We start from the raw sequence: 13,148 nt of genomic DNA on the forward strand, positions 1-13,148 counted from the left end.
ATGACTTTCTGGTGAAAGGGTTTATTTGTAGAATGCGTGCGATAATGAGACGAAAATCCCCTCAGTCTTATTTTTCCATGTCCACTAAAAGCTCGTACACGGATGAGAAGAATCCCATTATTATCAACTCAGCCGTGCGGCAGCTTCAGTTTGGCATCCATATCATACAGCTTACTCGCAGGGAGTTTAGTTTGTTTAGCTATATGCATCGCCACATGAATCAATTTCTTAGTCGTAAGGAGCTGCTTGAACAAGTCTGGAGCGATCGTACCATCCATTACGAACGTACCGTAGATGCTTATATTAAGCGGATTCGTAATAAGATTCAGACAAAGAAGGCTCACTCCTTTGCTCTTATAAGACCATAAGGGGTTCAGGTTATTGCTTACTGGCTCCCTATTCGGAATATCAATAAATATAACAAGGAGGATTTATAATGAAAAAATGGATCATGGCGATTATGGTTGGATTTTCAGCGTTGCTTGGGGTTTTTCTGCTCCTATTCAATCTTCCGCCAAAAGAAAAAGTTTCCGATGTAGACCATAACATTACTATTCCGGATATTCCAGTTGATATTGCAAATGCGGAATCGATCTATAAAAGCAACTGTATGGGTTGTCACGGTGACGAATACCAAGGTAGGATGGGACCTGCACTTAATCAGGTGGGAACGACATTGGGCAGAGAAAAAATATATAAACAAATCGTAAATGGCGGAGGTGGCATGCCGGGTTACAAGGATCGGCTTACGGATGATGAGATTGTGAATCTTGCCAATTGGCTTGGTACCTTTAAGTGAAAAGAAGAACAGCGAGATCTTTTTCATGAAAAAGATCTCGCTGTTCTCGTTTACATGTGATTAAGACCGCGTTCATAAGCATATCGAGCTAGCTGAACGCGATTTTCCAAATGCAGCTTTTGTAATATATTTTTCAAATGATTTTTGACGGTATGTTCCGATATGATTAATTGTGTAGCGATATCCCTGTTCATCAATCCTTTCGATACACAGGATAATATCTCTCGTTCCCTAGGGGTTAGAGGAGATTCTTCCTCCATCGGCCTCTCGCCATGTGCGAATTCGTTTAACAAACGGTGAGCAAGCTCTTGAGACATGGGAGCTTCATCAAAGGCAATAGCTCTTAAATATTCCAACCAAGAGTCGGGCTTTAAGTTTTTAAGCAAGTAACCTTGAGCCCCTTTTTTTAGCGCTTCGAACAGATGGCTTATATTATCAGATACGGTGACCATTACAATCTTTACATAAGGGAACTTCGCCTTTATTTCCTTCGTTGCATCGAGCCCACCCATCCTTTGCATATTGATGTCCATTAAAATCATGTCTGGCATGACTTGCTCTGTCCAATCAATAGCCTCTTCGCCGTTTTGCGCTTCTCCTACAACCTCAAACAAGCTATCCTGGCTAAGAATTGCTTTCATTCCTTCTCGTGCATGAGGATGATCGTCTACGATCAGTACTCGTACAGATTGAGTTGTCATATTTGCCATTTCGGATCCACCTGCTTTCTATGCCTAACCTCAAGCGTGGTACGGCCGGAATCTCTTCGCAAATCCATTTCCCAACCGAGCTCCAATGTTCGTTGTTTTAAAAACTTCAAACCATAACTGCCTTCCTTTAATAAAGGATTGCCGCTAAAACCTTGTCCGTTATCTGAAATAAAGCATCTCCAGCCGGATTCAACAGATTCTAATCGAATGCGAATGTGATTTGCCTCAAAAGCATGCTTCCGAATGTTGTGCAGCCCTTCTCTCAGAAATTCATATAAGCCAATCTTCTCCTTAATGGACAGATCAACATCTTTAATAGGCCATTTATAATCGATTTTCACGGTTGAATCCAAATCAACATCTCTAATAATATCCTTTATCGTATCTTTCCAAGGTACGGTTATGACCTCTGGCGGATATTTCAAATTGGCGATGGACTGGCGCACATACTCATTCACTTCATGAACCGTCTTCTTTACAGACAGAAATTGTTCGTTTAGTTCATCGCTTTGCTTCACCTGATCGAGCTTTACAGATACCAAGAACAAGGATTGAGCAATCCCATCATGTAAGTCTCTTGCCAAGTTCTCGCGTTCCTGTAAAGCCGTCTGTAGCAGCCTAGTTTGATGCAGCTCTTCTTGGATATTTTCTAATATGGCAAACAGCCGCGTAATCAAGAGCAAAGTAACCAAGAAAACGATTAAAGGCGACAGCCAATTCCCTGCGTCCATCGAAATATACGGCAATAAATATTCATGTCGAACATACTCCCAAATCCAAATCGTCAACGTAGGGATGATTAAAATCAACCATTTTATTTGTTTATACATTACATGGACCTCCTTATACAGCATCAGACTCATTCCGTTAGCTTACTTTTCTATTGTCTCTATTTTTGAGCCGTCACACATGACTCAATAGAGCTAGCTGCACAACATTTCAATGGTTTGTAACAATGATTCGTTTAGATAGCTACAACGAGTTATTTTATCGGCATATAGCATTGTTCATAATGGAAATGAAACGAGGTGAACAAAAGGATGGCAGATCCTGCACTCGAGCTGCGAGATATAAGCGCTGGTTACAGTAAGTCGCCAACACTGAATCAATTAAGCTTTAAAGCAAATCAAGGTGAGTTTGTGGCCATTACCGGTGCTAACGGTGCAGGCAAAACAACGTTATTTCGAACCATATTAGGGCAGATTCCGTTACGGCAAGGAAACATCATGATCGGCAATCGAACCATTGCAAGTAAAAACGATTTTCGGCAAGCACAGAAAAAAATCGGATTCGTGCCTCAGGGAGGTCAAGCGGGAAAGTTGCCCATCTCTGTACTGGAAGCCTTAATGCTTGGGAACTGGGGAGTAACCTTCTCGTATTGTAAGCGTCCAACATTAAAGGATAGAGTAAAGGCTAATGAATGGTTAGCCTATATCGGAATGTCTGATTTGGCCAACCAAGATTGCAGGCAACTTTCAGGAGGGCAGCGTCAACGCATTCATATCGCGCGAGCTCTTATTAGAGAGCCTGATATATTGTTGTTGGATGAACCGACCACCCATCTGGATATGAGTACTAAAGAGCTTTTATTTTCACTGATTGCAAGCTGCAGACAACGCTCCCCCCATTTACTCACGTTAATGATTACGCATCAAATGGATGAAACCGATTATGGGGTCGATAGCTTATACGTAATGAACAAAGGAAGATTATCAGAAGTCGGGGGTCGATCGTGAAACTGCTCTACTATTTGCAAATCCCCTTAATTCAGCGAGCATTGATTGGTTGTTTTATCGCTGGGGGTTCTTTATCGCTCATTGGTATAGTCGTCATTCAATTTCAACTAACAGTCATCCGATTTGCCCTCATGCACCTTGCACTGTTAGGCGGGGCACTAGGCTTGCTAATTGGGACAAAGCCGACGTTAGGCGCATTGATTGCCATTATGGTTGGCTCCGTGCTATTGGGTCCTTTGTCTTCTAAAATCAAGCTAGAACCAGCTATATTAGGTGCATTTATGATGACCGGTTCGCTTGCAGCTGCATTAATGCTTTTCCACGCTGCCGACGTTCCTGCTATGGAAGTTTTCGGTTTGTTTACTGGGAGCATTCTTACTCTAACAATATTTGATATGTGGATGTTGACAATCATTAGTCTTATTGTGGTTTGTCTATTCTATTTCTGTTATCGGGAAATTCAATTGATCTTTCACGATGCCGAACAAGCCCAATGGCTTGGAATACCGGTAACTTTTATTCGCAATTGTCTAATGTTTGTTACAGGAATCGCTATCGGAATTGCCATGAAGTTGGTTGGCGCATTATTAATTGATGCTTTGTTGCTTCTTCCCGCAATGGCCGCCTCTCGATTAGCAAGAACGTATAAGCAAATGCTGTATTTATCTGTTTTATTCGGAATGATTTCGGCAGTCGGAGGATTTCTTCTTTCATTGCTTTTGAATTTACCAACAGGGGCAACGATCACAATGTTTGGCGTTCTTCTGTTAAGTGCGATTTATCTGGTCACAAGAAAATAAATGCTAATGGAGGTTTTATTACAAATGAAGCGAACGATTTGGAAAATGAAGCTAACGTCTCCCATGGTTGCACTTATAACAAGCGCAATCTTTTTTACTGGGTGTTCCTCGAGTGTTCCTAGTGAAGATACCGGTCATAATCACGATTCAGGGGGCAACCATAATATCGTAGCCTCTACAAGCTGGACTGCTTTGATTGCCAGAACTGCTGGGCTGGACAATATTATGATTCTAGCGCCAGTTGAAATGAAACATCCTAACGAATATGACTTTAAACCGGGTGATATCGAGAAAGTAAATAATGCGGATATGGTCATTTATTCGGAATACGAGCCGTTCATGAAACAAATATTGGAATCCGCTGAAATACCGAAGGCAGACCGATTCGTCATTCAAACTGAGAACACTCCGAACGTATTAAATGAACAAATCAGCTCATTAGCTGAGAAGATGGGTACGACTGCCACTGCAAACAGAGCTCTGGAGGAAATAGAGAGTACCTTCACTGAAATTGGAGATGAGATCTCAAAGTTGGATGCTGCTGATAAACGAGTAGTTGCCCAAGCTTACATGGCGCCTGTAGCAGAATCGATGGGATATGAAGTAGTCGGCGTATTTGGACCGGCAGAGGTAACCCCCACTCAAGCCGCGGAGTTGGCAGCATTGAAGCCGGCGTTAATCATTGATAACTTCAATTTTCCGCAAGGAGCAGAAATCGGAAATTTGGCAGACATTAAAGTGCTTGAACTTCGAAACTATCCCGAAACAGAGAAACAAACATTAGTTGAACTTATTCAAGAAAATGCAAAGAAACTAGGATTGAACTCATAATTTAGTAAACACAAAACCCGCGCTAACTGCGGGTTTTGTGTTTACTATTCCTAGTCTTTCTAGATTGTCTTCTTGTCCTTCAGTTTTGATGTACAGTTTACTCTTTATCCCCAACGAATAATAAGAAAGCGATAATTAGAATAAAAGCAGTACCTGCAAGAAACGGTATCGTAATAAATCCTAGCCAATCAATATAATCGACATTGCATGGAACACCATTCGTACAAGGTTTAATCTCATGGAAACCAGGTATCTTTTGAATCGAATAATGATAAATCGAAATAATTCCCCCAATAATGCTTAGAGGTAGAACATACTTCTTAATGGTCCTATCCCCCTTATAAGCAGCAATTCCCAAGAGTATGCTTAAGGGATACATGAATATCCTCTGATACCAACATAGTTCACAAGGAATATATCCTTTAACTTCGCTAAAGTATAAACTGCCTAGCGTTGCAATAAGAGAAACCATCCATGCGAAGTAGAGCAAATAAGGTTGAAAGATAGCTAGCCTCTTACTCATTCTGAACACCGCCAATTTCCTTGTCGATCAGATTTTTGATCTCGTTCATATCAAATGGATTACTAACCTTAATACCATTAATAAGCAATGTCGGAGTTTCATTGATTTTATACTTCGCAACTATTCCCGTATCGATATCGACTTGAGAAGAAGTCGATCGATTCGTTACATCATTGATTAGCTTATCGATATCAATTTCCGTCGGAATGGATTGCGCTATCTTCCTAATCTCTTCTACGGTTATCCACGCTGAATCATGATCCGATGTCGGTTGTGCATAGATCCCGTATCACATGCGATGCTGTGGAGCGATAAGGAGGTTCATAGGGGCTACCGGTAAATTTACTTCAAGGAGAGATAAAATGAACCCTGTTATAGGGCTAGACATATCTAAAGAAGAAAGCCACGGACAAGCTTTTTTTAAATCGAGGAAAGCCATACCGAGGGATATTCCATTTCGAACATACACGGGATGGTCTCGAGATTTTGCTTCAAGTTATTCATGACATCGAACATGAATCAGGTCATCGGCCTACATTGATTCTGGAAGCAACCGGTCACTATCAAAGCCCTGTTGTTCAATTTCTAGAGGAGCATCACTATCTATTTATCGTTATCAATCCGCTTATTTCTAACCGGCTTCGAAAAACCAATCTTCGTAAAGTGAAAACGGATGCTGCTGATGCTTATCTTCTGGGCGAGCTTTACTATAGGGAGGAATTCGAACCATTCAAAAAAAGAGGAGTGCAACTGCTTAATATGCGTTATCTGACGCGACAACACGAGTCCTTCTCCAAGATGTGCGTACAGACGAAGCTTCAATTCCAAGCCGTCCTAGATCAGGTTTTCCCAGCGTACAAAGGTGTTTTCGGGGCTATGTATTCTAACGTGTCCCTTCGCTTCTTACAGGAGTTTCCGACTTCATCCTCAGTTCTGGAAGTCAGTGAAGAGAAATTAAAAATTACAATCAACACTCTTCTAACTTCAAAACGGGGGCGATCAGAGAGGTGGATTAACGAACGAGTTCAACGGTTGCTCGATGCCGCAAAACAAAACCCATTTGAGCAAACGATGTATGCGAGCCACTTGATTAATCTTAAGATCTTGATCAGCCTTATTCTTCAGTACCAGGAGCATCTTTCTGAGTTGGAACAGACAATAGATGCCCTAGCTACTGAGATTGAAGAGTATGATTTAATCCAGTCGATTCCCGGTATTGGCCCTAAAATTGCTGCAACAATTTTAGCGGAAATTGGAGAAGTCGACAGGTTTGATCATCCAAAGAAACTGGTTGCCTTTGCAGGAATAGACCCCAGCGTTTTTGCTTCAGGCAAGTTTACAGCAACACGTAATCGAATCACTAAACGTGGTTCCAGACAGCTTAGATACGCACTAGTTATGGCGGTACAGTGTGGCCTAATCCGCTCTCGCAACACTCGGATTAAAGAGTTTTACGAACGCAAAAGAGCTGAAGGAAAACCTCACAAAGTGGCTTTAGTGGCCTGTGCGAATAAGTTAGTTCATTGGTTGTACGCCATACTAAAAAGTAAGAAATCATTCCGTCCAGCATAGCAAAACATTGATGGTATAACCTTCCAATACAAACGAATTGGAGGGTTCTTTGGCATGCTCATTAATCAATATAACACAAGTTCTCGAGCTGTTTTGCTGGTAATGTTGACAAGCTATTAGCTTGTATAGTTCAATTAAAAGAACGCTCCCGCGCCTTCGCTTGAGCTACGTCCTCCTCATTATATTCCATTTCCAATTAACAATTAAAGAACGTACGCGGGTAGCATGTAGTGCTTAAACAGGGGATTTATCTTAACCTAAGCACTAAGAAAACTTTAGATACTCTTCATCATTCATTTTATTTGTCATGCGGACCATCCTTCCTTAAGATATCATCACGTACTGGGGCATAAGTTTATCTAACATCATTCACACCCGAAACCATAACCAGCACGATCAAGCCTTTGACTGCGACATCCTCGACAATGACATCAGTTGGCTTAGGACTGGTGGTTGAATTAGGCTTTGCTGTCAGCGTTATTATTGGAAAGGCATAGGTTTTGCTATCGGCTTAGAATTTGGATCTGTTGTTGCGGAAGCGGGATCTGTCGACGACTTCTGATACGTCAATTAAGAATATTTTCTATTGTCTTTGCTGATCTGGACCCCCTGTCAAGGACACTTTGAAAAAGAGGGCTGTTAGGCAGCCGATAAGAGATGATTCCTGTATTGAACAGGAGTCATCTTTTTTAATCCCCATTGATACCTGTGGTTGTTGTAATAGTTAATATAGCGATCAATTTCAAGCTGAAGTTCACGGAAAGATGAATACCTACGGCTTTTGACATGATCTTTCATGTGACCGAAAAACGATTCCTGAGGAGCGTTATCCCAGCAGTTCCCACGCCTAGACATGGACTGACCCAAACCCTTCTGCTTTAACAAACCCTGATATTTAGGGCTTGTATAATGACTTCCTTGATCCGAGTGGATGAAAGCTTCTTTATGCAATTTCAAACGCTTTTGTTTGACCAGCTTCTCAATCGTTTCTGTCGCAATAGACAGTTCAATTCGGCGCGAAAGGTTGTGGGACAAAACCTCGCCTGTCGAAGCATCTAGAACGGTCGACAAATAGCCCATATCTGAGCGGCCGTACGGAAGATAGGTGATGTCAGTAAGTAGAACAAGCCCCGGAATGCCCTTCTTGAAATCCCTCTGTAGCTTGTTAGGGAGGGTTCGATGTTCAAGCGTAGCTTTGGCCATACGCTTGTAGGGTTTGGTTTTCGATGCGGGCATACAAGGTTCAATTTCTTCATAAGCCTGCGGATTCTCTTCAAGTTGTAAGTGATGCCAAATTCATTCTTAAGGATCATTTTGATGGAGCGAGAGCCCTTTTTGTACCCCTTCCGATTAAACGCCTTCTTAATCCATTCGCCCGCCTCAGCATCCATACGTGCACGCTCTAAGCGAGTGTCTGCAGCCTGTAGGTATCTGTAGTACCCTGAGCGGGAAACGTTTAGCAATTCGCAAAGATAGCGAGCCATACGCCCTAGACCCTGATCTACTACTTCCTTGATCAACTCGAATAATTTATTCTTGCTTAAGTTTGCCCCTTTGGTTACCAGCATCCTTTCTTTCAAGTCTAGCTTTTTTAGCAGTTCTACCTGGGATTCGAGGAGCCTTATTCTCGCTTCCTGTTTGGCAATGACCTCATCCTGCGTTAGTTCTCGATTTAGAGGACGTCCAGAGCTTTCTTTGCGGGAGTCGACCAATCCAATAATGCCAGCATGGTCATAGGCTTTCTTCCAACGGTCAGCGCACTGCTCCACACGTTTCATCCCAATTACGTTTACATCAAATCCGTTAGCCTCAAAGATTTCTCTTGGGGTTCTACCCATGATGTACTGATCTATGAATAACTGCTTAAATTCATCCGAATAGGTTATCGCTTTATGGCTAATTCTGGTCACGTATCTGTTCCTCGATAGATCTTTATCACTAAAAAGCTTCTTGCTCATGAAATCCCTCCATTGCTTTCTCCAGTATACAAAAAGGTACCCACAGCCTGAACACCTTTTTTCAAAGTGTCCAGTCTATGGGTACCAGTTTATATAACCTAAAAATCTCTTTTCTTTCTTTTGCAACTCTTCTAATCCTGCCACCATCAAAAATAATGCTAGAAATAACATTAAATACGGCATCCATTCAAATTTCTTATTCAGAAGGCTATAACTTGAAATTCCGATAACGATTATCGCAAAAATAATTCTACTTTTCTTTATCACCCATATTCTCTCCCATGGGGCAGCATCGCATTACAGATGATTTTACCATAAATTCCATTTAAGAGTTCTAAACAATCCTGCCAGTTAGCTAAACGAGGCTGCCGATTTATGTCGGCAGCCTCGTTTAAAGGATTGTTAAGCTATAGTTCTCCGATAGTTGAACATAGTTAAATATTATGCTAGCAATCTCATTCTGAAGGTTCAATGCTTTTTATAAAAGGAGATCGAAGTTTATTACTATGATAACTAATAAAATAACGATCACCCACTTCGATTAATGGTATTAGTAATTTTGTTGTTTTAATTTTTTCTATTGTTCCATCCGCTTTCTCAATGATGATAAAACCATTTCCTTTTTCTGTAACGGTGGCAACTGCAACACTACGAGCAAATACATTATTGTAATAAAATAGTGCAGCTACACATATGATGATTGCCAAGAACAGAACTGTCCTTATTGATTTTTTTGACACTATGAATCCCCCTATATTTCCGATTCATGAAAACATCCTTCTCAATTTTACCACAAATAAGTTTTAAGTTTCCATTTTATCCGCAACTTTCCTGCCCGTTACTTCAAAGAACAACGGCAGCCAATTGTGAAGCCGGCTGCCGTAACGTCCTGTTGAGCTATAGGTTGCAATAGGTAAGCGTTTGAAGTAATCTCCGGCTTTTCCCCTGCGCCACACCGGACGTGCCAGTTTCCCGGCATCCGGCGTTCCATCGTCTCCATTTGCCGTTATCTTTTTCAATGTGCTTCCGTCTGACTTTGTTGGGGCGGTAGTTCTTTAGCTTGTTTTGGATATCAAGGACTAGTTCGTCTTCGGACAGCTTTTGGATATCCGCAATGGTTTTGCCATCGGTTCCAGATGTCCGCGATCCTTTATTCGATTTCATCGTTCGATAGGCGAGGAGGATGTTTTCTCTGGATGTGATGACATCGTACAGTTTCGAGAAGGTTTCCTTATTCGCAGCTCTATCGTACAACGTTGTGAATGTATCCGTCATGCCGTAGTAATCCCAGTATCGTAGAGCCTGCACTGTGGCATCCCTCCCTAGTAGAGGTGATGTTCCCACGTTCCTACCCGATCGGTGCAATTCACGTTGGAAAATGATCGTTCGTTCCATTAGACTTGGGGCTGTTCCTCCACTCCCATTACAGAAGGTTCATCAGTCGTGCCCCTGCCCTCTCAAGGATAAATGCATTTCGGCAAAGCCTTATAGCAACCGTTTCGGGTGACAGCCCTTGAAGCAACGTTCCTTGTTTTCCAAGTCCCTTACGACCTAGCTATCCATTCAGGACGTAGGTGCTTCCTCTAAGCCTGTGAGTTGGAAGCTGCCATTGTTCAGCATAGCGTATTTCATATGATAAATTCTTACTCAACGCCACTCACACCATCGCTTGATGGCCCGTATGTTTCCATACGTTCTAACTTTAGACCAGTACATTCGGAAGTTCGTCAGTTCAAGAAAGTGAACATTCTCACCATATCCAGTTTTTCAGCCGCGCAGCATATCCATTGGCATACCTTTCCGTGAGGTGGCTTCAGCCTCTGTTCTGCCGACTCCACCTGTACTTCACACCCCATGCCCTGTCAGGCATGACGCATGCAGGAGTATTGGCGGGATGGTTTCAGGATACATGGTTCCGTCATTCCCATCCTCGGTTGTAAAGTTGAGATTAAGTTTTACTCTTCTGCACTTCACGCCAGCTGGCGCTTATAGCAGAACTTGTCGTACTTCTCCGTTAGTTCCATCATCTGAACTGAGCTGCTTTATTTCGAGAAAGCCAATCGACTACAAAATCAAACAATTCAATTGAGTAAGTATGTGTATTTGGGGTACTTGGAATTGACGTTATAATTTCCTCAACATTTTTATCAATGCTCACGGAATCAATAAAACAGACTAGACCAGGAACTTCTTTGTTAAGCGCTTCGAAATAATGTTTTTGTGGTAGGATGAACTGTAAATTCATCTCAAAACCCCCTCGTCTCCTCGAGGAGTCTGCTTTTTTCCGTTTAATTAGTTCTTCCTCATTACAACCGTGTACATAATAACGATCGGGGAACCCGATTTTTTGGTCTAGTATCAGTTTTCGATAGTAATCGGCTACAAACTCTAACGACTGATTATCAAATAAAGTAAAATCATACGCCCAGTTATACCAGAGAGGTTGAAATAAATCTATATCGATTACAACAAATGAATGGTTATTCCTGTTTTCCAAGGCTATTCTCCATCGGTCCGCCTGACGTTCAAACCACCATTCTCTATATTCAGGGTTCGGTCGTTCTTTCCACCAAGTATTGATTTCTGGAATGTGAAAAGCCCCGTGACTGGTAGCCAATTCAGAAGAGGTACTTGTTTTTCCTACAGCACTTGCGCCCTCAATACTTATAATGGTCATTCCGTCTCCTCCTTTGTGCTTTTAACAAATCCGTTTCTCATTTCCTTTTATTGTATATTCGTTATTTTCCCCTTCTTTCCTTCATTCTTGATTGAGTTAACTTGCCCTTTCGTATTATGAGATCAACCATTTCTTTCTGGTTGATCCTTTTTGCATTAGCTTCGAGGATTAGAGTAGCCGGGTCGAACGTACCTGCCCGTGTGATCCCGAGCGCTATAATGTTCACCCCTACTTGTCATGACCATGATTGAGGCTGGTTGGGACATAGATCCCGTATCACATGCGATGCTGTGGAGCGACAAGGAGGTTCATAGGGGCTGCCGGTAAATTTTCTTCAAGGAGAGATAAAATGAACCCTGTTATGTAGACATATCTAAAGAAGAAAGCCACGGACAAGCTTTCTTAATCGGGGATCTCCAGCGCTTCCTCCTGAATTTTCTGTTCCAAGTGACTCAGTTGTTCCTGCTGAGCAAGCAGAACTTCAATCATACATAATAATGCTGTCTTTTGAGAGGCGCTTGACCTACTTAGCGACGGCATACCTTGAATCCGTTCCACTTTCGCTCGAATCCATACTTTCCCGTGTGAGGAGCCCGCTGTTTCCCGAATCACTTCTTCGGTGATGCTGATCCCATGCAGCAAATGACGGAGCACTTGTAACGCTGTCTTGGAAAACATATCTCGGAAGATGTCTTCATATGCCGGACATACCTGATCCAGCAGTGCCCTCGCATTCAACTTCGACTGCACGAATTGCGACGTCATAAATTCATGTTGCCTCGTTAGATGCTGGATTTCCATTATTCTGTCCGCCCATTTGCGATGCGGCTGAACGTCACCTCGGTAATACATTTCAACCAAATGCCAGGCGTCCGCTGCATCCGTTTTTACTTTACGTAGTTGTGCACTCTTCGAGCGTTTAGATAGGAGTGGATTAATTATGAAATGTGTGATGTCTATACGTTCCAAGAAGGAGACAATCATACGATGGTAGTGCCCGGTTGCCTCCAGAACAACAACAGGTCGTTTCCCTGTTAGTTCCTCTAGTTCGCGAATCACATCGCCAAGTCTCTCAAACCCGTCTTCGGTATGACTAATCAGTTTGGGTTTCCCGTACACCTCATTACGCTTCACAAACGCCTGAAATACACTCGCTCCTTTAGTCACATCCAGTCCGATTTCTGCTTCCTGTCAACTCCTCCTGCTGCAAGTTTAGCTGGCAATCCCACGATGGTTCCAAACCCATAGCTTCGCTTGTGATACGAGGTCTAAAAAGCCTCAACCAGCTCAAACATGGTCATTAGGGGTAGGACGGGGTCTGAGCCCCTAAAAGCCCTACGTCTTCCCGGCTACCGCCATCATAGAACGACCATTAAAGAAGGCCAACCAGAATTGATATGCTCCCCTTTAGGTAGACAGGTGAAATAATAAAAACCTGTTTATCAAGGGGAGTTTTTTCATGTCTCAAATAAATGAGTACTGCGGGGAAGAGAAATTAGCCATTCTGAAGGAGTATGAAGCAGGACGGGGATCACGAAGTGA

15 protein-coding genes and 1 pseudogene are annotated in these 13,148 nt (G+C 42.4%); 6 read left to right on the forward strand and 10 right to left on the reverse strand.

The features are described 5' to 3' along the window. The first annotated feature begins 215 nt into the window (after window positions 1–215). Window positions 216–368, forward strand: a complete 153-nt coding sequence (locus tag AC1DF0_RS31280; RefSeq protein ID WP_477577434.1) for a winged helix-turn-helix domain-containing protein — start codon at window positions 216–218, stop codon at window positions 366–368. A gap of 68 nt (window positions 369–436) precedes the next feature. Next, window positions 437–799 (forward strand): c-type cytochrome, encoded by a 363-nt coding sequence (locus AC1DF0_RS31285; RefSeq protein WP_442053307.1) that lies wholly within the window; start codon window positions 437–439, stop codon window positions 797–799. A gap of 50 nt (window positions 800–849) precedes the next feature. Here AC1DF0_RS31285 and AC1DF0_RS31290 read toward each other — a convergent pair whose 3' ends face one another. Both AC1DF0_RS31290 and AC1DF0_RS31295 read right to left on the reverse strand, forming a co-directional pair. Then, entirely contained in the window at window positions 850–1,500 is a 651-nt protein-coding gene (locus AC1DF0_RS31290; protein ID WP_442053318.1) for a response regulator, read from the reverse strand. Next, on the reverse strand, window positions 1,497–2,339 hold the full coding sequence (locus AC1DF0_RS31295; protein ID WP_477577424.1) for a sensor histidine kinase: 843 nt from the start codon (window positions 2,337–2,339) through the stop codon (window positions 1,497–1,499). The genes AC1DF0_RS31290 and AC1DF0_RS31295 overlap by 4 nt, the downstream gene beginning before the upstream one ends. Before the next feature lie 210 nt (window positions 2,340–2,549). On the opposite strand from AC1DF0_RS31295, the gene AC1DF0_RS31300 reads away from it, so the two are divergent. The 3 genes from AC1DF0_RS31300 to AC1DF0_RS31310 are packed head-to-tail and all read left to right on the forward strand — an operon-like array spanning window position 2,550 to window position 4,876. After that, on the forward strand, window positions 2,550–3,245 hold the full coding sequence (locus tag AC1DF0_RS31300) for a metal ABC transporter ATP-binding protein (RefSeq protein ID WP_477577426.1): 696 nt from the start codon (window positions 2,550–2,552) through the stop codon (window positions 3,243–3,245). Next, window positions 3,242–4,045 carry a metal ABC transporter permease gene (locus AC1DF0_RS31305; RefSeq protein ID WP_442053527.1) on the forward strand — a complete coding sequence of 268 codons (804 nt, stop codon included), beginning with the start codon at window positions 3,242–3,244 and terminating at the stop codon, window positions 4,043–4,045. Before AC1DF0_RS31300 ends, AC1DF0_RS31305 begins: the two co-directional genes overlap by 4 nt. Before the next feature lie 24 nt (window positions 4,046–4,069). Next, complete coding sequence (locus AC1DF0_RS31310) at window positions 4,070–4,876, forward strand: metal ABC transporter substrate-binding protein (RefSeq protein WP_442053526.1); 807 nt, start codon at window positions 4,070–4,072, stop codon at window positions 4,874–4,876. Between the two features lie 97 nt (window positions 4,877–4,973). On the opposite strand, the gene AC1DF0_RS31315 is transcribed toward AC1DF0_RS31310, so the two are convergent. Then, window positions 4,974–5,399, reverse strand: a complete 426-nt coding sequence (locus AC1DF0_RS31315; protein WP_442053525.1) for a disulfide oxidoreductase — start codon at window positions 5,397–5,399, stop codon at window positions 4,974–4,976. Next, window positions 5,392–5,682 carry a DsbA family protein gene (locus AC1DF0_RS31320; protein ID WP_477577436.1) on the reverse strand — a complete coding sequence of 97 codons (291 nt, stop codon included), beginning with the start codon at window positions 5,680–5,682 and terminating at the stop codon, window positions 5,392–5,394. The genes AC1DF0_RS31315 and AC1DF0_RS31320 overlap by 8 nt, the downstream gene beginning before the upstream one ends. Window positions 5,683–5,761: 79 nt before the next feature. On the opposite strand from AC1DF0_RS31320, the pseudogene AC1DF0_RS31325 reads away from it, so the two are divergent. Continuing rightward, window positions 5,762–6,971: pseudogene (locus tag AC1DF0_RS31325) on the forward strand (IS110 family RNA-guided transposase). A 639-nt stretch (window positions 6,972–7,610) separates the two neighbouring features. Here the strand turns inward: AC1DF0_RS31325 and AC1DF0_RS31330 are convergent. The 6 genes from AC1DF0_RS31330 to AC1DF0_RS31355 all read right to left on the reverse strand — a co-directional run bounded on the left by AC1DF0_RS31330 (window position 7,611) and on the right by AC1DF0_RS31355 (window position 12,773). Continuing rightward, window positions 7,611–8,929, reverse strand: a protein-coding gene (locus tag AC1DF0_RS31330; RefSeq protein WP_442053521.1) for an IS3 family transposase whose coding sequence is annotated in 2 segments (ribosomal slippage) — window positions 7,611–8,194 and window positions 8,194–8,929 — 1,320 coding nt in all. Because the reading frame shifts where the segments join, the coding sequence is not laid out codon by codon here. 75 nt (window positions 8,930–9,004) lie between these two features. After that, window positions 9,005–9,196, reverse strand: coding sequence for a DUF3953 domain-containing protein (locus AC1DF0_RS31335; RefSeq protein ID WP_477577429.1), 192 nt, complete (start codon window positions 9,194–9,196; stop codon window positions 9,005–9,007). Window positions 9,197–9,384: 188 nt separating this feature from the next. Then, window positions 9,385–9,669 (reverse strand): hypothetical protein, encoded by a 285-nt coding sequence (locus tag AC1DF0_RS31340; protein ID WP_442053540.1) that lies wholly within the window; start codon window positions 9,667–9,669, stop codon window positions 9,385–9,387. Window positions 9,670–9,732: 63 nt separating this feature from the next. Next, window positions 9,733–9,948 (reverse strand): hypothetical protein, encoded by a 216-nt coding sequence (locus tag AC1DF0_RS31345; protein ID WP_442053539.1) that lies wholly within the window; start codon window positions 9,946–9,948, stop codon window positions 9,733–9,735. Window positions 9,949–10,952: 1,004 nt separating this feature from the next. Further along, window positions 10,953–11,606, reverse strand: coding sequence for a hypothetical protein (locus AC1DF0_RS31350; protein ID WP_477577432.1), 654 nt, complete (start codon window positions 11,604–11,606; stop codon window positions 10,953–10,955). 402 nt (window positions 11,607–12,008) lie between these two features. Continuing rightward, window positions 12,009–12,773, reverse strand: coding sequence for an IS110 family transposase (locus AC1DF0_RS31355; protein WP_442053431.1), 765 nt, complete (start codon window positions 12,771–12,773; stop codon window positions 12,009–12,011). Window positions 12,774–13,148: the final 375 nt, after the last annotated feature.

It is taken from the genome of Paenibacillus sp. 05T425 (assembly GCF_056396205.1).

Coding starts and splice junctions, on each gene's coding strand:
- AC1DF0_RS31310 (WP_442053526.1), top strand. CDS start 4,070: ATGAAGCGAACGATTTGGAAAATGAAGCTAACGTCTCCCATGGTTGCA.
- AC1DF0_RS31315 (WP_442053525.1), bottom strand. CDS start 5,399: ATGAGTAAGAGGCTAGCTATCTTTCAACCTTATTTGCTCTACTTCGCA.
- AC1DF0_RS31295 (WP_477577424.1), bottom strand. CDS start 2,339: ATGTATAAACAAATAAAATGGTTGATTTTAATCATCCCTACGTTGACG.
- AC1DF0_RS31350 (WP_477577432.1), bottom strand. CDS start 11,606: ATGACCATTATAAGTATTGAGGGCGCAAGTGCTGTAGGAAAAACAAGT.
- AC1DF0_RS31300 (WP_477577426.1), top strand. CDS start 2,550: ATGGCAGATCCTGCACTCGAGCTGCGAGATATAAGCGCTGGTTACAGT.
- AC1DF0_RS31285 (WP_442053307.1), top strand. CDS start 437: ATGAAAAAATGGATCATGGCGATTATGGTTGGATTTTCAGCGTTGCTT.
- AC1DF0_RS31280 (WP_477577434.1), top strand. CDS start 216: ATGAATCAATTTCTTAGTCGTAAGGAGCTGCTTGAACAAGTCTGGAGC.
- AC1DF0_RS31290 (WP_442053318.1), bottom strand. CDS start 1,500: ATGACAACTCAATCTGTACGAGTACTGATCGTAGACGATCATCCTCAT.